This is a genomic window from Aeromonas sp. PrichA-15 (assembly GCF_017939245.1).
GTDB classification, from domain to species: Bacteria; Pseudomonadota; Gammaproteobacteria; order Enterobacterales; family Aeromonadaceae; genus Aeromonas; species Aeromonas caviae.
Window position 1 is genome coordinate 1 of sequence record NZ_JAGKRH010000274.1, and the last position, 20,578, is coordinate 20,578.

General features: G+C 60.8%; 19 protein-coding genes and 1 tRNA gene. 10 read left to right on the plus strand and 10 right to left on the minus strand.

Annotated features, from left to right (window positions below; all coding sequences use genetic code 11):
* Positions 1-381, plus strand: a 381-nt coding sequence (locus J9889_RS20785) for an RNA-guided endonuclease TnpB family protein (protein ID WP_210557972.1), incomplete at its 5' end; no start/stop codon positions are given.
* 244 nt (positions 382-625) lie between these two features.
* On the opposite strand, the gene aceA is transcribed toward J9889_RS20785, so the two are convergent.
* From aceA to J9889_RS20805, 4 genes are all read right to left on the minus strand, one after another.
* Positions 626-1,939 (minus strand): isocitrate lyase, encoded by a 1,314-nt coding sequence (gene aceA, locus J9889_RS20790; protein ID WP_010675271.1) that lies wholly within the window; start codon positions 1,937-1,939, stop codon positions 626-628.
* A 69-nt stretch (positions 1,940-2,008) separates the two neighbouring features.
* Complete coding sequence (gene aceB, locus J9889_RS20795) at positions 2,009-3,616, minus strand: malate synthase A (protein ID WP_160838641.1); 1,608 nt, start codon at positions 3,614-3,616, stop codon at positions 2,009-2,011.
* A gap of 692 nt (positions 3,617-4,308) precedes the next feature.
* Positions 4,309-4,449 (minus strand): hypothetical protein, encoded by a 141-nt coding sequence (locus tag J9889_RS20800; protein WP_010675269.1) that lies wholly within the window; start codon positions 4,447-4,449, stop codon positions 4,309-4,311.
* Between the two features lie 257 nt (positions 4,450-4,706).
* Positions 4,707-4,783, minus strand: a tRNA-Pro gene (locus J9889_RS20805).
* 378 nt (positions 4,784-5,161) lie between these two features.
* On the opposite strand from J9889_RS20805, the gene tadA reads away from it, so the two are divergent.
* From tadA to J9889_RS20850, 9 genes are all read left to right on the plus strand, one after another.
* Positions 5,162-5,710, plus strand: a complete 549-nt coding sequence (tadA, locus tag J9889_RS20810) for a tRNA adenosine(34) deaminase TadA (RefSeq protein WP_103242896.1) — start codon at positions 5,162-5,164, stop codon at positions 5,708-5,710.
* Positions 5,711-5,877: 167 nt separating this feature from the next.
* Complete coding sequence (locus J9889_RS20815) at positions 5,878-8,115, plus strand: ABC transporter permease subunit (RefSeq protein ID WP_160838643.1); 2,238 nt, start codon at positions 5,878-5,880, stop codon at positions 8,113-8,115.
* Between the two features lie 17 nt (positions 8,116-8,132).
* Entirely contained in the window at positions 8,133-9,782 is a 1,650-nt protein-coding gene (gene pstA, locus J9889_RS20820; protein WP_045524164.1) for a phosphate ABC transporter permease PstA, read from the plus strand.
* A gap of 104 nt (positions 9,783-9,886) precedes the next feature.
* On the plus strand, positions 9,887-10,705 hold the full coding sequence (gene pstB / locus J9889_RS20825) for a phosphate ABC transporter ATP-binding protein PstB (protein ID WP_010675264.1): 819 nt from the start codon (positions 9,887-9,889) through the stop codon (positions 10,703-10,705).
* 108 nt (positions 10,706-10,813) lie between these two features.
* Positions 10,814-11,524: a phosphate signaling complex protein PhoU gene (phoU, locus tag J9889_RS20830; protein ID WP_029314752.1), complete on the plus strand. Its 711-nt coding sequence runs from the start codon at positions 10,814-10,816 to the stop codon at positions 11,522-11,524.
* A 241-nt stretch (positions 11,525-11,765) separates the two neighbouring features.
* Positions 11,766-13,085 (plus strand): hemolysin family protein, encoded by a 1,320-nt coding sequence (locus J9889_RS20835; RefSeq protein WP_029314751.1) that lies wholly within the window; start codon positions 11,766-11,768, stop codon positions 13,083-13,085.
* Between the two features lie 18 nt (positions 13,086-13,103).
* Positions 13,104-13,646: a hypothetical protein gene (locus J9889_RS20840; protein WP_042017561.1), complete on the plus strand. Its 543-nt coding sequence runs from the start codon at positions 13,104-13,106 to the stop codon at positions 13,644-13,646.
* 294 nt (positions 13,647-13,940) lie between these two features.
* On the plus strand, positions 13,941-14,843 hold the full coding sequence (locus tag J9889_RS20845; protein WP_039040257.1) for a homocysteine S-methyltransferase family protein: 903 nt from the start codon (positions 13,941-13,943) through the stop codon (positions 14,841-14,843).
* Positions 14,844-14,852: 9 nt separating this feature from the next.
* Entirely contained in the window at positions 14,853-16,262 is a 1,410-nt protein-coding gene (locus tag J9889_RS20850) for a basic amino acid/polyamine antiporter (RefSeq protein WP_042864109.1), read from the plus strand.
* A 68-nt stretch (positions 16,263-16,330) separates the two neighbouring features.
* On the opposite strand, the gene J9889_RS20855 is transcribed toward J9889_RS20850, so the two are convergent.
* The 6 genes from J9889_RS20855 to J9889_RS20875 all read right to left on the minus strand — a co-directional run.
* Positions 16,331-17,182: a sterol desaturase family protein gene (locus J9889_RS20855; protein WP_052815415.1), complete on the minus strand. Its 852-nt coding sequence runs from the start codon at positions 17,180-17,182 to the stop codon at positions 16,331-16,333.
* A 205-nt stretch (positions 17,183-17,387) separates the two neighbouring features.
* On the minus strand, positions 17,388-18,131 hold the full coding sequence (locus J9889_RS20860; protein WP_010675257.1) for an amino acid ABC transporter ATP-binding protein: 744 nt from the start codon (positions 18,129-18,131) through the stop codon (positions 17,388-17,390).
* A complete protein-coding gene (locus J9889_RS24600; RefSeq protein ID WP_257711798.1) occupies positions 18,115-18,237 on the minus strand; it encodes a hypothetical protein in 123 nt (40 codons plus the stop codon). The genes J9889_RS20860 and J9889_RS24600 overlap by 17 nt, the downstream gene beginning before the upstream one ends.
* Positions 18,221-19,165: an amino acid ABC transporter permease gene (locus tag J9889_RS20865; protein ID WP_041201654.1), complete on the minus strand. Its 945-nt coding sequence runs from the start codon at positions 19,163-19,165 to the stop codon at positions 18,221-18,223. The genes J9889_RS24600 and J9889_RS20865 overlap by 17 nt, the downstream gene beginning before the upstream one ends.
* 99 nt (positions 19,166-19,264) lie before the next feature.
* Entirely contained in the window at positions 19,265-20,053 is a 789-nt protein-coding gene (locus J9889_RS20870) for a transporter substrate-binding domain-containing protein (RefSeq protein WP_010675255.1), read from the minus strand.
* Positions 20,054-20,439: 386 nt separating this feature from the next.
* On the minus strand, positions 20,440-20,578 hold a 139-nt coding region (locus tag J9889_RS20875; protein ID WP_210556156.1), incomplete at its 5' end, for a transposase.

Consider the following 20,578-nt stretch of genomic DNA (forward strand, 5'->3'; position numbering starts at 1 on the left):
GCAGCGGGCACGACCAGCCAGCCGGGGCGCAACGTCCGGGCAAAATCAGGGCTGAATCGTTCGATATTAGATCAGGGCTGGTTTGAGCTGCGCCGCCAGCTCGAATATAAGCAGGCATGGCGAGGCGGTCAGGTGTTGGCGATAAAACCGGCCTACACGAGCCAGCAGTGCGCCTGTTGTGGGCATACTGCGAAGGATAACCGCCAGACGCAAAGCCAGTTTAAATGCGCTGCGTGTGGTTATGAGGCGAACGCCGATGTGAACGGCGCTCGCAATATTTTAGCGGCGGGACACGCCGTTTTAGCCTGTGGAGGCGTGGTGCAATCAGGCCGCCCGATGAAGCAGGAACCCGGTACTGCGCGAGCAGCTATCACCCAGTAATGGGAATCCCCCTCCTGTGACGCGAAGCGCTAAGGTGGGGGAGGATGTCAATAGGCTATCTTATTCGCCATTTTGAACCTGGGCAGTGCTCGAAATCCTCACGTACTACAGTACGCTCCGGTTTCTGCGCGCTGTCCGTGTTCAAACTGCCTTCAACGATTACGCCTACTGGGATAGGTTCTAAGCCCCATAACGACAAACCCCGGGACTTGGCCGGGGTTTGTTTGCGAGCATTACACAGCTATCAGTGGAACTGATCTTCTTCGGTCGAGCCGGTCAGCGCGGTCACCGACGACTGGCCGCCCTGAATGACGGTGGTCACCTTGTCGAAGTAACCGGTACCCACTTCCTGCTGGTGCGCCACGAAGGTGTAGCCCCGCTCGGCGGCGGCGAATTCCGGCTGCTGCACCATCTCGACATAGTGCTTCATTCCCTCGCCACGGGCGTACTGGTAGGCCAGCTCGTACATGTGGAACCACATGTTGTGGATACCCGCCAGGGTGATGAACTGGTACTTGTAGCCCATGTCGGAGAGCTCCTGCTGGAAGCGGGCGATGGTGGCATCGTCCAGGTTCTTCTTCCAGTTGAAGCTCGGGGAGCAGTTGTAGGCCAGGATCTTGTCCGGGTACTGGGCCTTGATGGCCTCGGCAAATTTGCGCGCCTCGTCCAGATCGGGCTTGGCGGTCTCGCACCACACCATGTCGGCGTAAGGGGCGTAGGCCAGGCCGCGGGAGATGGCCTGCTCGATGCCGGCCTGCACCTTGTAGAAGCCCTCGCTGGTGCGCTCACCGGTCAGGAAGCCGGCATCGTAGGGATCGGCATCCGTGGTCAGCAGATCCGCTGCGTTGGCGTCGGTGCGGGCGATGACCAGGGTGGTGGTACCGCAGACATCTGCCGCGAGGCGGGCTGCGATAAGCTTTTGCACCGCTTCCTGGCTCGGGACCAGTACCTTGCCGCCCATGTGGCCGCATTTTTTCACGGACGCGAGCTGATCTTCGAAGTGTACGCCGGCGGCGCCCGCTTCAATCATCCCCTTCATCAGCTCGAAGGCGTTCAGCACGCCGCCGAAACCGGCTTCCGCATCCGCTACTATGGGCAGGAAATAGTCGATGAAGCCCTTGTCCTCTGGTCCAACTTTGTTGGCCCACTGGATCTGGTCGGCCCGGGCGAAGGAGTTGTTGATGCGCTCCACCACGGAGGGGACGGAGTTGGCCGGGTAGAGGGACTGATCCGGGTACATGGTGGAGGAGAGGTTGTTGTCCGCCGCCACCTGCCAGCCGGAGAGATAGATGGCTTCGATGCCGGCCTTGGCCTGCTGCACCGCCTGGCCGCCGGTCAGGGCGCCGAGGCAGTTTACATAGCCTTTCTTGGCGCCGCCGTGGATCAGCTCCCACAGTTTGTCGGCGCCGCGTTGGGCCAGAGTGTGTGTCGGCTGCAGGCTGCCACGCAGGTTCACCACGTCCTCGGCGCTGTAGCCGCGCTTGATCCCTTTCCAGCGGGGGTTTTCTGCCCAGTCTTTCTCGATAGCCTGGATCTGTTGCTCACGGGTCAGTGCCATATCAGTTCCCTCTTTCATTGATTTCACGTTTCCATTGACTTGTTATGGGGGCCGTTACCGGCCCGGGTCTCACAGCCGCTCGTAGCCGGGCAGCGTCAGAAAATCGATGAGTGTGTCGGCGCAGGTGATCTCGTCCATCAGGGCGCTTGCCTCGGCGAAACGGCCCGATTGCCAGCGGGCCTCGCCCACTTCGCCTCTGACCACCTCCTGCTCCTCGGCCAGCATCTGGCGGAACAGCGCCTTGGTCACTGCCTGACCGTTGGAGAGGGTCTTGCCGTGGCGGATCCACTGCCAGATGGAGGTGCGGGAGATCTCGGCGGTGGCGGCATCTTCCATCAGTCCGTAGATGGGCACGCAGCCATTGCCGTTGATCCAGGCTTCCAGGTATTGCAGGGCGACGCGGATATTGGTGCGCATGCCCGCCTCGGTGCGATCACCCTCACAGGGGGCCAGCAGGTCGGCGGCCGTGATGGGGGCATCCTGCTCGCGCAGCACGCCGATCTGGTTCTGGGCACCCACCGGAATGGTGGCGTTGAACACCGCCATGGCGGTATCGGCGAGGCCGGGGTGGGCGACCCAGGTGCCGTCGTGGCCGTTGTTCGCTTCACGCTCCTTGTCCGCCTTCACCTTGGCGAAGACTTCGGCGTTCACTGCCGGATCCTTGGCCGGGATAAAGGCGGCCATGCCCCCCATCGCCAGCGCGCCGCGTTTGTGGCAGGTCTTGATAAGGAGTTGCGAATAGGCAGAGAGGAACGGCTTGTCCATGGTCACCACCTGACGATCCGGCAGGACGCGATCCGGGTGGTTTTTCAAGGTCTTGATATAGCTGAAGATGTAGTCCCAGCGACCGCAGTTGAGGGCGACGATGTGATCCTTCATCTGATAGAGCAGCTCGTCCATCTCGAATACCGCCGGCAGGGTTTCGATGAGCACGGTGGCCTTGATGGTACCGCGGGGCAGACCGAATTTGTCCTCGGTCCAGGCGAACACCTCGCTCCACCAGCGCCCTTCCAGATGGCTCTGCAGCTTGGGTACGTAGAAGTAGGGACCGGAGCCCTTGGCCAGCAACGCCTTGTGGTTGTGCAGGAAATAGAGGGCGAAGTCGAACAGGCCGCCGGGAATGGGGGCACCATCAAAGGTGACGTGCTTCTCCGGCAGATGCAGACCGCGAACCCGGCAGATGAGCACGGCCGGGTTGGGATTCAGGGTATAGGCCTTCCCCTCCGGGCTCTGGTAGGCAATGGTGCCGTTGACCGCATCGCGCAGGTTGATCTGGCCCTCGATCACCTTGTTCCATGCCGGGGCCAGGGAGTCCTCGAAGTCGGCCATGAAGACCTTGACGTTGGCGTTGAGGGCATTGATCACCATTTTGCGCTCGACCGGGCCGGTGATCTCCACACGGCGGTCCTGCAGATCGGCGGGAATGCCGCGCACCGTCCACTCACCATCGCGAATATGGGCGGTCTCTGGCAGGAAGTCCGGCAACTCGCCGCCATCGATACGGGCCTGGCGTGCGACTCGCTGCTTCAGCAGCTCATTGCGTTGGGGAGCGAAACGTTCCACCAGTTCGGACACCAGGGCCACCGCATCCGGCGTCAGGATCTGCGCGTAATCGGGAAGCATCTCGCCTTGAATGTGCAGGCGGGTGCTGCTGATGGTCTGGGCCGGTGCCGACATAGTGGGTACTCCTCCAAAAGTTACATTTTGAATTTATTAACTACGAATAACGTCTATATCCCTTTCTTTCAAACTCCCCGTAACAGCGGGGTAACACGATTCATAAGGTGCAAAAGAATGGCGGATTCGTCAACTTGATTTTTAAAACGGGTGTTTTTTGATGATAGTTAAGATGCTGTTTTAAATGGATTTATGTGATTAGTGTAAAAGCTCTTTGCAGATGGTTATGCTCTTGGGTCGCCGGGGCGGCAGGGGGGAGGATTTCGGTAGAGGGGATGGGTTAAAAATGTAACTAATTACGTAATAAAATTACAAATGCAAAAACAAATCCCGACATTACTCCAAGCTTTGCAAAAACAGCTGTATGAAATGCCTTCGTTCAATCCAGCCTGCATGAGGGCTATGAAGTGACCGGGTAGTGAACTGATGTTTAAAACTAAAATGTCAAATTGGGTCAAAATGGCGAAGGCGAACATGAGAGAGGGAAATGACGAGCAATAACGTAGGTTTGTATCACGGCGTGTCCATGAAGGAGAGGGAGGTTGGGGCGCAGAAGATGGTCAATTAAACTGATTTTTGAAGAAAAACTAGCATTTTATCGTTATTTGCGGTGGCGGTCTGTTGGCCGGGGTCAAGGGTGGTGCCGGACAGCAAAACCGGCGTCTTGAACCGCACTATGGCACGGGCTCGTCTCAGTAATCTTCATCCGGGGCGGCGAGATCGATCACATCGAGGTGCACTGAACTGCCAAACCCGTGCTCTGCGGAATCGAGCTCGGAGGGCGTGGGGGAGATCAGGGGCTGAACGGGCTGGGAGTCAACAGCTTGGGTCATGGATGCTTGCCTCATTGATTGCAAGCCGGTCGGTGATTCCATCACCCTAGTGTCCACCTCCCTGTTTTTATGGCCGGCGGAAAAGTTGCGTATCCTAGCGGCACTTTATGAAAGCTTCAAATGGATCTGTATAAAATTCATGCCAATAAAAAGCGGCGACCCGATGAACGGGGGAGGCGAGAGGAAAAAGAGGCAAGCGTCGGGTGTGCAGGCAAAAAAATAGCCCAGTCGTTTGACTGGGCTATTTTCGGGGAATTTGGTCGGTGTGAGAGGATTCGAACCTCCGACCCTCTACACCCCATGCAGATGCGCTACCTGGCTGCGCTACACACCGACGGAGTCAGCTCGGCTGACGGGGAGGAAGTCTAATCGGATGATTTGGCGGGCGCAACTCCTTTTTTATCAGGGAGATGCCGACTGCTTCTTTATTGTTCAGCCAAGATGCAACTTGGGCCCTGGCCGGAGTTTTGGCATAATCGCCGCCCCCTTAGGCGGGCACAGGGTGGCGAACACCCAACTCGGGGCGTTCCGATGTCGCCGGGGCCTTTGGCCTCTCTTTCATTGACAGCATCTTCTGCCGTGGGCTACCGGCTAGCGCGAGGGGGAAGGGGCCCGGTGTGCCCAGGGCCGGGACGCAGCAATCCGGGAGTGCGCGGCCGATGCCGTGCAGGGGCCAGGCAAGCCGACATCATATCGACGAGAGGATCAGGGCGTGAAACCATCTGAAGTTGCAGCACAGATCAGCCAGCGCGAGCAGGACGAACGCTGGATGCGCCATGCCATGGCCCTGGCCGCCAGGGCGGAGGGGATAGGCGAGATCCCGGTAGGCGCCGTGCTGGTGCTGGGGGACAAGATAGTGGCAGAGGGGTGGAATCGCTCCATCAGCGAGCACGACGCCTGCGCCCATGCCGAGGTGATGGCGCTTCGGGAAGCGGGCAAGCAGCTTGAAAACTATCGCCTGCTCGACACCACCCTCTATGTGACGCTGGAGCCCTGTTGCATGTGTGCCGGCGCCCTCATCCACAGCCGGGTCAAGCGGGTGGTCTATGGTGCCCGGGATTTGAAGACGGGGGCGGCAGGGTCTGTGTTCGACATCCTGCTGGATCCCCGCCACAACCACCAGGTGGTACTGACGGGGGAGGTGCTCGCCGACGCCTGCTCGGCCCAGCTGTCGGATTTCTTCAAACGGCGCCGCGCCGAGAAGAAGGCGGCCAGACTCGCCGCGAAAGAGGCGCTTCCTCAAGATGACAGCGGGGCCTGATGGCCCCGTTTGCTTTTATTTCACTGCCAGACCGGCTGCCTGCTTCCCCCCGAATACCAACTGCCACCCTCCGATGGAGCCTGCGCTCTTTGCCGCTGTTGATGTAACAAAACTGTCATGCATCCGCCATATAATGCCGCCAAGCCTAGCTCACATTGAGGTCTTGCATGTCATCGGAATCGTTAAATCTGGTCATGGCGGGCAGTCGAAAACGCCGGATCAAGGATAAATTGGCCAAATATGGCGTCACCACAGGGGGAGCCCTGGTGCTGGTGGCGCTGTTGCTTATCTTCTTCTACCTGCTTTATGTGGTGAAGCCCATCTTCAATGGCGCCAGCATGGAGAGCACCGCTTCCTTCACCCTGCCCATCAAGGGCAAAACCGCCTGGCTCGGGGTCGAGGAGCAAAACGAGATAGGTTACCGCTTCAGCGACCAGGGGAAGGTCAAATTCTTTGCCGTGCAACCGGATGGCAAGATCAAGACCGGACAGGTGATTGGCGAGGCGCAGGTGAACGGCGAGATCACGGCGGTCGCGCCGCCTGCGCCGGGCCAGAAACTCATCGCCTATGGGTTTGCCAACGGCAAGGCTCAGGTGGTGCAACCCTATTTCAAGATCTCCTATCCCAATGACGTTCGCGTCATTGAGCCCAGCCTGCAATATCCCTTCGGCGAGACCCCCGTGGTGATCGATCCCCAGGGCAAGGCGCTGACGCGCATGGTCTTCGAGGCGACCAAGGACAAGATGGCGACTGCGGCCGTGACCGAAGATGGTCGTGGTGTGCTGATGGTGATGAGCGGCGAGGAGAATTTCCTCTCCGGCGAAATCGAGTGGAGCAGCCAGACCTACACCATTCCGTCCCTGCCACGCCATGTTGACCAGATGCTGCTGACCCCGAACCTGCGCCTGTTGTTCGTGCGCGAGGGCAACCGCCTGTCGGTCTATGACATCCACAACCTGAGCGACATCTCCCTGCGCAATGTCATGGAGATCAACGCCCCCAATGCCAGCGTGACCCAGGTGGCCCTGCTCTCCGGTGCGTCCTCCCTGCTGGTGGGCAACGACAACGGCGTCATCTCCCAGTGGTTCGAGGTGGCAAAGGATGGCAAGCGCCAGTTCACCCAGATCCGTGACTTCAAGGGTGACGCGCCGGTCGCCCTGCTGACCCCCGAGCACTTTCGCAAGGGCTTCATCAGCGCAGGCAGCGACGGCACCATCAACTTCTTCCATGCCACCGGCGAAGCCAAGCTGCTTGGCGAGAAGATTGACGGGGGCAACCTGGCTGCCGTTGCCATCTCTCCTCGCCACAACCTGCTGTTGACCCAGCAGGGGGATGACTTCAAGGTCTTTGACGTCGAGAACGATCACCCCGAGGTAACCTGGTCTGCCCTCTGGCAACAGGTGTGGTATGAAGGCTATCCCGAGCCCCAGTACGTGTGGCAGTCCACCTCCGCCAGCAACGACTTCGAAGCCAAGCTGAGCCTGGTGCCCCTGGTGTTCGGCACCCTGAAAGCCTCCTTCTATGCCATGGTGTTCGCGGTGCCCCTGGGTGTCGCCGGTGCCATCTATACCGCCTACTTCATGTCGGCGGGGCTGCGCAAATACGTCAAGCCGACGGTGGAGATCATGGCGGCGCTGCCGACCGTCATCCTCGGCTTCCTGGCGGGTCTGTGGCTTGCGCCCATCATCGAAGGGGCCCTGCCCGGGGTGATCCTGCTGCTGATCCTGCTGCCCATGGGCATGCTGCTCACCGCCCTAGTGTGGAACTATCTGCCGGAGCGAGGCCGCACCTGGCTGCCGGAAGGCTGGCACGCCATCCTGCTCATCCCTGTGTTGCTGTTCATCGGTTGGGGCGCCTTCGCCCTGAGCCCCATCATCGAGAACGCCTTCATGCACGGTGATTCGCGCATCTGGCTGACCCACGACATGGGCATCAAGTTTGACCAGCGCAACTCCCTGGTGGTCGGTATCGCCATGGGCTTTGCGGTCATCCCCACCATCTTCTCCATCGCCGAAGACGCGGTCTTCTCGGTGCCCAAGCACCTGACCCAGGGCTCGCTTGCGCTGGGGGCGACCCCGTGGCAGACCCTGAGCCGGGTGGTGATCCTCACCGCGAGCCCAGGCATCTTCTCGGCGGTTATGATGGGCCTTGGCCGCGCCGTGGGCGAGACCATGATCGTGCTGATGGCCACCGGCAACACCCCCATCATGGACTTTTCCATGTTCCAGGGGCTGCGGACCCTGGCGGCGAACATCGCGGTGGAGATGCCGGAATCGGAGGTGGGCAGCTCCCACTACCGGGTGCTCTTCCTCGCCGCCTTCGTGCTGTTTGTGTTCACCTTCTTGTTCAATACCCTGGCCGAATTCGTCCGCCAGCGGTTGCGTGAAAAGTACAGCTCTCTGTAAGGACTAAGGAATCGACAATGGGTAAGTGGTTTAAATCGGGGGCCCCCTGGATCTGGATGACGGGGGGCGCCGTCAGCCTGAGTCTGGTGGCCGTACTGGGTCTGTTGTTGCTGATTGGCTGGCGTGGTCTGGTCTATTTCTGGCCCCATCCCATCTATGAGTGGCAACTTGAAGATGCAAGCGGCAACAAGAGCGTCCTGATTGGCGAGATCAACGACCGGGAGCTGGTGCCGGTGGAGCGCCTGCGCGCCGCAGGCCAGGCGCTGGAAGGGGAGGATCGCGAAGAGATTACCCGTTATCTGGTCAAGACCGGCAACCGGGAGTTCGTGGACCTCGACTTTCGCTGGGTGCTGGAGACCGATATCAAATCGCGCGCCCAGCCGGCGGAGCTCGCCATGGTGGAACGCGCCACCAACGGCAACTTCTATGGTTACATCACCTCGGTGAAGGAAGATGGCCAGGAGCTGACCACGGATCTGCATCCCGCCTTGCAGCGGGTGCTGGCCCGTGCCAACGGCCTCTCAAGCCAAGCCAACGACCTGCAAAAAGGGGCCATCGGCAGCATCAACTATCAGCTGGAGCGCCTGCGCCTGAAAGAGCGCAAGGCCGAGCTGGATGACAAGCTGACCGATCAGCTTAAAGCCGAGCTGGCGAGCGAGCGTCAGGCCCTCAACGACCGTTACCAGGTGCTGGAGAAAGAGCTCTTCTCCCTGCGTACCCAGGCGGACAGAGACAGCATCACCGTCAAGGACATGCGCGGCGAGCTGGTGACCATGCCGATGTCCCGGGTGCTGGATGTAGTCTGGCCCAACGACATGAGCCTGATGGCCAAGGTGGGTCACTGGTTCCACCAGATTGGCAAGTTCGTCTCCGATGACCCCCGGGAGGCGAACACCGAGGGCGGCGTCTTCCCTGCCATCTTCGGTACCGTCTTCATGGTGATCCTGATGGCCATCATCGTGACCCCGCTCGGGGTGGTGGCGGCGGTCTACCTGCACGAGTATGCGGGCAAGAACAGCCTGACCAAGATCATCCGCATCGCGGTGATCAACCTGGCGGGGGTGCCCTCCATCGTCTACGGCGTGTTTGGCCTGGGCTTCTTTGTCTACACCCTGGGGGGCAGCATCGACCGCCTCTTCTACCCGGAAGCGCTGCCGAGCCCGACCTTTGGCTCCCCCGGTGTCATCTGGTCAGCCCTGACCCTGGCCATCCTGACCCTGCCGGTGGTGATCGTCTCAACCGAAGAGGGGCTGGCCCGGATCCCGAGCACCATTCGCCAGGGTTCGCTGGCGCTGGGTGCCACCCAGGCCGAGACCCTGTGGCGCATCGTGCTGCCCATGGCCAGCCCGGCCATCATGACCGGCCTTATCCTGGCCATCGCCCGTGCGGCGGGCGAGGTGGCGCCGCTGATGCTGGTGGGGGTGGTGAAGCTTGCTCCCACGTTGCCGATGGACGGCAACTTCCCGTACCTGCACGTGGAGCGCAAGTTCATGCACCTGGGCTTCCACATCTATGACGTGGGCTTCCAGAGCCCGAACGTCGAGGCGGCGCGTCCTCTGGTCTACGCCACCTCCTTCCTGCTGGTGACGGTGATCGTCGGCCTCAACCTGACGGCGATCGGTATTCGTAACCACCTGCGCGAGAAATTCCGGTCGCTGGAACATTAATCCAGCCATTACAGAGACGGGCAGGGGCCTTCCCTGCCAGCCAGATATTCCGGCAGCGGGCAAGACGTTTGCACGCTGCCACCAAGAGAATTTGAGGTAAACAGATGATCAACGTAACACCGAGTTCGGCCCCGCACACCGCCACCGACCTGCTCAACCTGACCCCGGAGCAGACTGCGCTGGAGGTGAAGGATCTCAACCTGTACTACGGCAACAAGCAGGCGCTGTTCAACGTCAACATGAAGATCCCCAAGGGTCAGGTCACCGCCTTCATCGGCCCGTCCGGTTGCGGCAAGTCCACTTTGCTGCGTTGCATCAACCGGATGAACGATCTGGTGGAGATTTGCCGCATCGAGGGGGAGATCCAGCTGCACGGCCACAACATCTACGACAAGAGCGTGGATGTCTCCGCCCTGCGCCGTCAGGTGGGCATGGTGTTCCAGCGCCCCAACCCCTTCCCCAAGTCCATCTACGAGAACGTGGTCTACGGCCTGCGCCTGCAGGGCATCAATGACCGCCGTACCCTGGACGAGGCCGCCGAGCGTTCCCTGCGCGGTGCTGCCCTGTGGGAGGAGGTGAAGGATCGTCTGCACGACAACGCCTTTGGTCTCTCCGGCGGTCAGCAGCAGCGTCTGGTGATTGCCCGTGCCATCGCCATCGAGCCGGAAGTGCTGCTGCTCGATGAACCGACCTCGGCGCTGGACCCCATCTCCACCCTCACCATCGAGGAGCTCATCAACGAGCTCAAGAGCCAGTTCACCGTGGTGATCGTGACCCACAACATGCAGCAGGCGGCGCGGGTCTCGGATCAGACCGCGTTCATGTACATGGGGGAACTCATCGAGTATTCGAATACCAACACAATCTTCACCACCCCGGCCAAGAAGAAGACCGAAGACTACATTACCGGTCGTTACGGCTAAGGGATGCCGGTGATTGAGATGAGCAAGATGAGCAAGATGGGCATCAACAAACAGATTGGCAGTCAGTTCAACGGCTAAGGCATAATCGGAGCAACAAGGATTACTGGTATGGACAATATGAACCTCAACAAACACATCTCCGGTCAGTTCAATGCCGAGCTTGAGAGCGTGCGCAATCAGGTACTGGTGATGGGGGGGCTGGTGGAGAAGCAACTCACCGACGCCATCGCCGCCATCCATGGCCAGGATCTGGATGCGGCGCGCAAGATCGTGGCCAACGACCACAAGGTCAACGCCATGGAAGTGGCGATCGACGAGGAGTGCACCCGCATCATCGCCAAGCGTCAGCCCACCGCGTCCGACCTGCGGCTGGTGATGGCCATCATCAAGACCATTACGGATCTGGAGCGGATCGGCGACGTGGCGGACAAGATTGCCCGCATGCTGACCGACAACGCCAACAAGCCCCAGCCACCGCTGGTGTCGCTGGAGAACATGGGGCGTCGCACCATCAAGATGCTCCACGACGTGCTCGACGCTTTCGCCCGCATGGATTTGGATGCAGCCCTGGCGGTCTACAAGGAAGATGACAAGGTGGACCGCGAATACGAGTCCATCATCCGCGAGCTGATGACCTACATGATGGAAGATCCCCGCACTATACCGCAGGTGCTCAACGTGCTCTGGGCGGCACGGGCCATCGAGCGGGTCGGTGATCGCTGCCAGCACATCTGCGAGTACATCGTCTACTACGTCAAGGGCAAGGATGTGCGCCACACCAAGGCTGATGACCTGAGCGATCTGCTGGGCAAGGGCTGATGGGGCGCCTTGGGTGGAGCTCCCGTCGCGGCTGCAGGACGGGAATCCAGCCCTGATTGAATAAAAAGGCGCTTTGAGCGCCTTTTTCATTGCATGGCACGGCAGTTCAAGATAACGCCACCCAGCAGGCGCTTTTCTGCTAGAATATGGCCCCTGTGTGAGTCCCGGATGGAGTCACGGTCCGGTTTCCCGGGCCCAGTTTGCCGTCTTGTGCTAAGGCGGCTGTAGCAATAGGTTAATCATGAGTTTTGCCGATAGTTTGTTCTTTCTGATGCTGCTGGTCGCCGGCAGCGTGTTCTTCTCACTCTCCGAGATCTCCCTTGCCGCCTCCCGCAAGATCAAGTTGCAGGTGATGGCCGACGAGGGCAACCGCCACGCCGAGAAGGTACTGGCATTGCAGGCCCAGCCGGGCAACTTCTTTACCGTGGTGCAGATAGGCCTCAATACCGTTGCCATCCTTGGCGGTATCCTGGGGGAATCCGCCCTCAATCCCGCCATCAGGGAGCTGATAGCCGGCTTCTACCAGGGGCCCTGGCTCGGCCAGATTAGCTCCGCGGCCTCGTTCGTCTTCGTCACCGGCATGTTCATCCTGATAGCGGACCTGATGCCCAAGCGCCTTGCCATGACCATGCCCGAGCGGATCGCCGTGGTGGTGGTGCGTCCCATGATGCTGTGCGTCACCTTGCTGATGCCGCTGGTGTGGCTGTTCAACGGCATGGCCAACGGCCTGTTCCGGCTGATGCGCATCTCCATGGTGCGCAACGACGAGATCACCTCCGACGATATTTATGCGGTGATGGATGCAGGTGCCGAAGCCGGTGTCATCCAGCGCGAGGAGCACCAGCTCATCGAGAACGTGTTCGAGCTCCAGTCTTTGGGTGTCACTTCCGCCATGACGGCGCGGGAGAGCCTCATCTACTTCACCCTGCAAGAGGGGGAGGAGAGCATCAAGGCGAAGATCGCGGAGCACCCCCACAACAAGTTCCTGGTGTGCGACCACAACCTCGACAGCATCAAGGGGTTCGTGGATGCCAAGGAGCTGCTGATCCGCGTCATCGGCGGCCAGAGCATCGATCTCAACAGCGGCTCCCTGGTGCAGAACGTCATCATCATTCCCGACACCCTCAACCTCTACGAGGCGATGGAGTACTTCAAGAACCATCGCGGCGATTTTGCGGTGGTGATGAACGAATACGCCCTGGTGGTGGGCATCGTCACCATGAATGACCTGATGAGTACCGTCATGGGGGAGTGGGCCACCCACGTGGTGGAAGAGCAGATCGTCCAGCGGGACGAGAACTCCTGGCTGGTGGACGGGGTGACCCCCATCTCCGACGTGATGCGCGCCTTCGACATCGAGGAGTTCCCGGAAAACCAGAACTACGAGACCATCGCCGGTTTCATCATGTACATGCTGCGCAAGATCCCCAAGCGCACCGACTCGGTCAAATATGCCGGTTACAAGTTCGAAGTGGTGGACATCGACAGTTACAAGATTGACCAGTTGCTGGTCACCCGGGTAGAACCTGCGAGCAATGAGAAGCCCGCTCAGGAATCCTAAAGGAGTTCGTTAGCAATCATGAAGATGAAGACTCATTCCCGTGCGCTGGCCTGTGTGGCGCTCGCCCTGGCACTGGGTGCCTGCAGCCAGAGCGCACCGCGCAAGCCGGTGACGCCTGCCAAACCCGTTACCCCCGAGCCTGCCGTGGTGGTCCCGCAGCAGGATCCCGATGCGGTGGTGCAAAGCGCCGTGGCAGAGCCCAGCCCGGTGTTCGACGAGGAGTATCACGGCCCGGATCAAGGGTCGCTTGAATCGGTCACCGCCCTGTTTGCCCGGGGCTACATCGAATCCGCCATGCGCGAGACCATGCTGGCGGCGGTGCACAGCGACTATCCGCTGCTCGGCATGCGGGACGTGCGTCTCACCGACCCTGTTGCCAAGTTCCTCACCTCGGCCCAGGCACGCACCACGGCCCACGACTACCTCTATGCCGGGGTGCAGCGTCGGCTGGGCCGCCCGCTCAGCCCCGCCCAGTGGGAGCAGATCTGGCAGGGCTATCCCCAGCAGGGTCGGGTCTCCGACTGGGTCAAGCAGACCAAGCGGGTGCTGGCCGGGCGCTGAGTCCCCTGGTTATCGGCGGCTGTGCCCGCCTTGATCCCCTGTTTCACAAGAGGTCACCCCCCGGGGTGGCCTCTTGTCGTTTCAGTGCCTGGCCAGGTGATGCCTGTGCCGGGGAGACCTCCCTTTGCCGCCATCATCCTGAGCTTGCCCGGATTTGTTCGTAGCCCCCGATTGCCTCTTGTTCTACTTTGGGTCATGATATTTGGGATTTCTAGCCGTCTAGATGTTTTGATGGCTTAATGTGGTTTCACACAATAAACACCCGTCATGGCGGGGAGACGCAGAGAGACAGAGATGGACAAGCAGGATTTGTGGGTACTCGATGGCGGTATGGGCCGTGAACTGGCGCGGCGTGGTGCGCCGTTCCGTCAACCGGAGTGGTCGGCGCTGGCGTTGATGGAAGCGCCCGAGACGGTGCGCGAGGTACACCAGGCCTATGCGACGAGCGGTGCCCGGGTGATCACCACCAACAGCTATGCCCTGGTGCCCTTCCATATCGGCGAGGCGCGCTTTGCCGCCCAAGGGGAGGCACTTGCGGCTCTGGCCGGGCAACTGGCCCGAGACGTGGCCGACGAACAGGGGGGCGCCGTCAAGGTGGCCGGTTCCTTGCCGCCGCTCTTTGGCTCCTATCGTGCGGACCTCTATCAAGCCGAGCGGGTGAGCGAGCTGGCGACACCGCTTATCCGTGCCCTGTCACCCCATGTGGATCTCTGGCTGGCGGAGACCATGAGCCTCATCGCCGAGCCCCTGGCCCTCAAGGCCCTGCTGCCCGAGGACGGCAAGCCGTTCTGGGTCTCCTTTACTCTGGAAGACGAGGCGCCGGGCAGCGAGCCCACCCTGCGCTCCGGCGAGCGGGTGGCGGATGCCGTGACCGCGTTGGCGTCGGCCGGGGTGGATGCCATCCTGTTCAACTGCTGCCAGCCCGAGGTGATTGAAGGGGCGCTCAAGGTGGCCGTCGCCGCGTTGCAGGTTCAGGGGCGCACCGACGTTCGCCTCGGCGCCTATGCCAACGCCTTCCCGCCCCAGCCCAAGGAGGCGACTGCCAATGACGGTCTGGACGAGATCCGCGGCGATCTGGGGCCGCTGGATTACCTCGGCTGGGCCGAGCGCTGGCGCAGAGCCGGGGCAAACCTCATCGGCGGCTGCTGCGGCATCGGTCCGGAACACATCGAGGCGCTGGCCAGCCGGCTGCGTTAAGGAGCGCCCATGAAAGAGAGCAAGATCGGGCTCTGGTCCCTCACTGCGCTGGTGTTCAGCTCCATGGTGGGGGCCGGCATCTTCAGCCTGCCCCAGAACATGGCCGATGTGGCGGGTGCCCGCGCCGTGCTGATCGGCTGGGCCGTCACCGGGGTCGGCATACTGGCGCTGGCCATGAGCTTCCTCTATCTGTCGCGGCTCAAACCCGAGCTTGACGGCGGCATCTACAGCTATGCCCGGGCCGGCTTTGGCGAGCTGGTGGGGTTCTTCTCCGCCTGGGGATACTGGCTCTGTGCCACCATCGGCGTGGTGGGGTATCTGGTGATCGCCTTCGCGGCGCTGGGCAGCTTCGTCGACACGCCGGAGCGGGTCTGGTTTGGCGAGGGCAACACATTGGCAGCTTTTGTCGGCGAGTCCTGCATCCTCTGGGCGGTGCACCTGCTGGTGGCCCGCGGCGTGCAGCAGGCGGCCCTGTTCAATCTGGTGGCGACCCTGGCCAAGAGCCTGCCGCTGCTGCTGTTCATCCTGTTCGCCTGCTACTGGTTCGATCCGGTCACCTTTGCGGCGGATCAGGAGGGCAGCACCCTGGCGGTACCGGTCTCCGAGCAGGTGCGCAACACCATGCTCATCACCCTCTGGGTCTTCACCGGCATCGAAGGGGCAGCGGTGCTCTCGGCCCGGGCGAGAAACAAGCGGGATGTGGGCACCGCCACCGTGCTCGGCGTGGTGCTGGCGCTGCTGCTCTATGTGCTCATCTCGGTGCTGGCGCTCGGAATATTGAGCCGCCCGGAGCTTGCGGCCCTGCCCAACCCCTCCATGGCGGGACTGATGGCCCAGATGACGGGTTCCTGGGGCAAGCTGCTCATCAGCGCCGGCCTCATCGTGTCGGTGCTCGCCTCCTACGTGAGCTGGACCCTCTTCTCGGCCGAGGTGCCGTTCAGCGCGGCGCGTCACGGGGCCTTCCCGGCCATCTTCCGGCGTGAGAACCGCAACGGCACCCCCATCGCCTCGCTCTGGCTTACCAGCCTGACGGTGCAGGGCTGCTTGCTGCTGGTGTGGCTGCTTGGCAAGGGGTATACCAACCTGCTGCTCATCTCCACCTCCATGATCCTGGTGCCCTACCTGCTCATCGGCCTCTTCCTGCTCAAGCTGGTCTTCAGTGGCAAGGGTGGGCAGGGCCGCGGCCTGATGCGGGTGGTGGCGCTGGTGTCGAGCGGTTATGGTTTCTGGCTGCTCTACGCCGCCGGGGTGGAGTACCTGCTGCTGTCGCTTCTGCTTTACGGGCCGGGTCTGCTGCTGTTTCTCTACAGCCGTCGCCAGCTCGGCGCCGAACAGCGGCTCAGCGGGCGCGAACGGCTGCTGGCCGGGGTGACGCTGCTGAGCCTGATCCCCGCCGTCTGGTCCTTCGTTCACGTCTGACCCGGGGGTGTCCCTGTCATGAAAAAGAGCGCCCCTGGGCGCTCTTTTTTTTTATCCTGGTCGGTGGGTCAACCGCTGGTGGGGCCCGCCGGTTTGCCAAACAACACGGCGAGCTTTTGCCGCCAGGGGAGGCCCCGGGCCTCTTGCAGCATGTCGCGCCACTCGTGGAAGGTGAGGGTGAGGGGGTTGAAGCTGTGGATTGGCTTGGTGATGCCGAAACGGCACGGCTCGCCCAAGTCTTCTTCCACGAAGGTGCCAAACAGCCGGTCCCAGATGATGAGCACGCCGGCGAAATTGCGATCGATGTATCTGGCGTTGCTGGCGTGGTGCACCCTGTGGTGGGAGGGGGTGTTGAAGATCCATTCAAGTTTGCCCAGCTTGCCCACCACCTGGGTGTGGACGAAGAACTGAAAACCCAGGCTCAAGAGTACGGTGGCCACCACCGCCTCGGGGGGGAAGCCGATGAGGATCATGGGGATCCAGAACAGCCACATGCCGGAGACCGGATACATCAGGCTCTGGCGAAAGGCGGTGGAGAGGTTGAGCCGCTCCGAGCTGTGGTGCACCACGTGGTAGGCCCAGAGCCAGCGCACATGGTGGCTCGCGAAGTGGAACAGCCAGTAGCAGAGATCCTGCAACAGAAAGAGCAGCAAAAGGCTCCAGAGGTTCAGTTCGATATCGAATAGTCGCCAGCCCCAAAGGGTGTCATAGAGATAGGCGATGGCAATGGCAATGGCAATGGCTGCCAGGGCATCGCCCCCCTGATGCATCAGTGCCAGGGTGGCATTGGCGAAGAGATCCTTCCACTGGTAACCCGCCGTGGGATAGGCGGCGCCGTGTTTTCGCAGGTAGAGCATCTCCCAGCCGATGAAGACCAGAAAGAGGGGCGAGAGGTAGAGCAGGAGCAGTTGCACATCCATGTGAGCCATCCGGTTGGACCAGTTGGATGTCAGCATACCGGATGAATTTAAAATTTCATTAACATCCTTGCTTGTTGGCGTGGTGACAACCCGATGGCAAGAGGCTGCGAAAAGGAATGCACCAGGGAGATGATCTGGGGGAGTGAAGAAGGCAAGCATAGAAGAGGGAGCCATGGGCTCCCTCTTCGTGTTGGTGCATCGCGGGTTATAGCACCTGGCTCAGGAACTGGCGCAGGCGCGGGGAGGGTGGATTGTCGAAGAAGTCGGCGGGTTTCTCGTCCACCAGCAGCTCGCCGCTCTCCATGAAGAGCACCCTGTCCGCCACTTCCCGGGCAAAGCCCATCTCGTGAGTCACCACCACCATGGTCATCCCTTCGCGGGCCAACCCCTTCATGACGTCCAGCACCTCTCCCACCATTTCGGGGTCGAGGGCGCTGGTGGGCTCGTCAAACAGCATGATGCGCGGCTGCATGGCGAGCGCCCGGGCGATGGCCACCCGCTGCTGCTGGCCGCCGGAGAGCTGGGAGGGGTAGCTCTGGGCCTTGTTGGAGAGACCGACCTTGAGCAGCAGGGCCTTGGCCCGCTCCTCAGCCTCCTGGCGAGAGAGCCCTCTCACCTTCTGGGGGGCCAGGGTGATGTTGTCCAGCACCGTCAGGTGAGGGAAGAGATTGAAGGACTGGAACACCATGCCCACCTCTTCCCGCAGCTTGTTGACATCCCCGGGTTCGGTGAGGCTGATGCCGTCGACCACGATATTGCCATCGTTGATGGTCTCCAGCTGGTTGAGGGTGCGCAGGAAGGTGGACTTGCCTGAGCCGCTCGGCCCCACGATCACCACCACTTCCCCTTCGGCCACCTGGGTGCTGACGTTTTTCAGGGCGTGCACCTCGGTGCCGTAGAACTTCTCTACACCGGTCGCCTTGATGATGGGATCAGTTGCAGCGCGCATAGTTCACCTCCAGACGACGCACCGGGAAGGGGCAGTGAGTGCCGGTGATGGCAGAACATTTCGACACCGATGGCGCCTTGATAACGGGATCAGTTGCTGCGCGCATATTTCACCTCCAGACGACGCACCAGAAAGGAGAGAGTGCCGGTCAGCACCAGATAGAGCAGAGCCACGGTGAACCACACCTCGAACGGGCTGAAGGTGGAGCTGACCACTTCGCGCCCCGCCTTGGTGAGATCCGTGATGGAGATGACGGAGACCAGAGAGGAGTCCTTGATGAGGTTGATGAACTGACCCGCGAGCGGTGGCAGCACCCGTTTGAAGGCCTGGGGCAGGATGACGTAGCGCATGGTCTGGGCCGAGGTCATGCCAAGGCTTCTGCCCGCTTCCATCTGCCCCTTGTGAATGGAGCTGATGCCGGCGCGCACGATTTCCGCCACGTAGGCGCCGGTGAAGACCGCGAGCGCCGCCACACCAGCGGTGAATCGGTCGAGGTTCAGCACGGTGCCGATAAAGAAATAGACGATGAAGATCTGCACCAGCAACGGGGTGCCACGGATGAGCTCCACATAGGTCACGGCCAGGTTGCGCAGGGCCGGATTGGGGGAGAGGCGGGCGAGCCCGGCCAGGGTGCCAAGCAGGATGGCGAAGATGCCCGCCACCAGGGAGAGCTTGACCGTGACCCAGACTCCCCAGGCAATGGGGCCGGCGGTCCAGCTCAGTTGCACATCCAGGGTATCGCCGAGGAAGACGGTATCCCCTTCAGCCAGCTGGGAGCCCTTGGGTGCGATGGCCTGACGGCGGCTGGGGTCGAGATCGTCTTGCAGGAAGAGCTGTCCCTTGTCCGCGACCACGGTGCCGTCAAACTCGGCATAGTGTTTCTGTTCTGCCTGATAGGCGATGTACTGGGGAATGCGTTCCCAGCGCCAGGTGTAATCCACTGCCTGCACGGCCTTGTAGATGCCGAAAATGGCGGCCAGCACCAGCAGCAGGAAGATCCCGTGCCAGAGCAGCTGATTGGGCTGTTTTTCCATCTGTCTTGTGAGTTTGGGGTTGATCACTGTCACAACCTCTTTTGTCGTTATCGTGTGGGGAGTCTGCGTGAAGGGGCGGCATGCCGCCCCTTTGAGAGGTTATTTGAGCTGGTTCAGCCAGGCGGTGGATTCAAACCACTTCTTGTAGAGACGGTCGTAGCTGCCGTCGCCCTTGATCTGGCGCAGGTAGTTGTTGAACCAGTTGAGGGTGTCCTGATCCCCCTTGCGGATGGCCCAGGCCAGCGGCTCGAAGGTGAACGGCTTGTCGAGGTGCACCACGGCGCCCTGGTTCTGGGACGCGAAGATGGCGTTGTAGGGCAGGTCGTAGACGAAGGCATCCACCTTGCCGTTGATCACTTCCAGCTTGGCGTCATCCTGGGTTTCAAACTGCAGCAGGGTGGCCTTGGGGATCATGCGCTTGACCGCTTGCTCGCCGGTGGTGCCGAGTTTGACCGCGATCTTGTATTTGGGATCGTTGAGGTCCTGGAAGGATTTGATTTCGCCCGCCTTGTCCTTGCGAAGCACGATGGTCTGGCCGACGACGATGTAGGGATCGGCAAAGTTCACGCGCAGGTTGCGCTGGGGAGTGACGGTCATGCCGCCCATGATGACGTCGAACTTGTCGGTCAAGAGCGCGGGGATGATGCCGTCCCAGGCGGTGTTGACGAACTCCACCTTCACGCCCATCTCCTTGGCGACCATCTTGGCGAGATCCACGTCAAAGCCGATGTACTGGCCCTGCTTGTTGGTCATCTCGAAGGGTTGATAGCCGGCATCGAAGCCGACCCGCAGCACACCGCGCTCCAGCACGGCATCCAGGGTGGAAGTGGGCGCGGCGTTGGCCAGCCCGCACAGCAGCAGGGTAGAGAGAATGAGTTTTTTGATCATAAATGACGTCTCTGTCGTAAATGTGGTCAGCCTTGAACCTGCTCCCGTGCGACTCCATGGCACAAGAGACTGCTGCATCCGGCAGCAGGCAAGACAGGATTATTGTCTTGGTCGGGGCAAAAGCCCCATATGAGATTCTATGAATGGTTCGCTGGATGAAAAATGTACCAAAACCTGTTTGTGCCAGAAGACTCAATAAGTTATGGAGACTTTTATCCCTCGTGGTGACTCATAAAACCACATGAAAACAACATATCTATCTAATGGCGCCGGTTCAAGTGCAAAATATCCGGCGGCCGTCTCGGTGGAAAATCCGGGCACAGACAGGGCGTTGTCCGGCACGCTTCACGGGGAGTAGGGCGTGCGAGTCGGGCAAATATTTTGGTTCATCGCGGCTTTCCGGGGAAGGCCGCCTTGATTTTCAGAAAAAAGTATTCTGAGTCCCTAAATCCATATGTCATGCGCTTTATCACTTTGATCTTGTTGTTCACCCCTTCCAGCACACTCGTGTGCATCGGGTAGTTT

Bases quoted from the DNA above. Each gene is read 5' to 3' on its own strand.
- J9889_RS20835 (WP_029314751.1), top strand. From the start codon at position 11,766: ATGAGTTTTGCCGATAGTTTGTTCTTTCTGATGCTGCTGGTCGCCGGC.
- J9889_RS24600 (WP_257711798.1), bottom strand. From the start codon at position 18,237: ATGCGCGCAGCAACTGATCCCGTTATCAAGGCGCCATCGGTGTCGAAA.
- J9889_RS20865 (WP_041201654.1), bottom strand. From the start codon at position 19,165: ATGGAAAAACAGCCCAATCAGCTGCTCTGGCACGGGATCTTCCTGCTG.
- J9889_RS20815 (WP_160838643.1), top strand. From the start codon at position 5,878: ATGTCATCGGAATCGTTAAATCTGGTCATGGCGGGCAGTCGAAAACGC.
- J9889_RS20850 (WP_042864109.1), top strand. From the start codon at position 14,853: ATGAAAGAGAGCAAGATCGGGCTCTGGTCCCTCACTGCGCTGGTGTTC.
- J9889_RS20845 (WP_039040257.1), top strand. From the start codon at position 13,941: ATGGACAAGCAGGATTTGTGGGTACTCGATGGCGGTATGGGCCGTGAA.
- aceB (WP_160838641.1), bottom strand. From the start codon at position 3,616: ATGTCGGCACCGGCCCAGACCATCAGCAGCACCCGCCTGCACATTCAA.
- aceA (WP_010675271.1), bottom strand. From the start codon at position 1,939: ATGGCACTGACCCGTGAGCAACAGATCCAGGCTATCGAGAAAGACTGG.
- J9889_RS20855 (WP_052815415.1), bottom strand. From the start codon at position 17,182: ATGGATGTGCAACTGCTCCTGCTCTACCTCTCGCCCCTCTTTCTGGTC.
- pstB (WP_010675264.1), top strand. From the start codon at position 9,887: ATGATCAACGTAACACCGAGTTCGGCCCCGCACACCGCCACCGACCTG.
- pstA (WP_045524164.1), top strand. From the start codon at position 8,133: ATGGGTAAGTGGTTTAAATCGGGGGCCCCCTGGATCTGGATGACGGGG.
- phoU (WP_029314752.1), top strand. From the start codon at position 10,814: ATGGACAATATGAACCTCAACAAACACATCTCCGGTCAGTTCAATGCC.
- J9889_RS20860 (WP_010675257.1), bottom strand. From the start codon at position 18,131: ATGCGCGCTGCAACTGATCCCATCATCAAGGCGACCGGTGTAGAGAAG.
- J9889_RS20870 (WP_010675255.1), bottom strand. From the start codon at position 20,053: ATGATCAAAAAACTCATTCTCTCTACCCTGCTGCTGTGCGGGCTGGCC.
- J9889_RS20800 (WP_010675269.1), bottom strand. From the start codon at position 4,449: ATGACCCAAGCTGTTGACTCCCAGCCCGTTCAGCCCCTGATCTCCCCC.
- J9889_RS20840 (WP_042017561.1), top strand. From the start codon at position 13,104: ATGAAGATGAAGACTCATTCCCGTGCGCTGGCCTGTGTGGCGCTCGCC.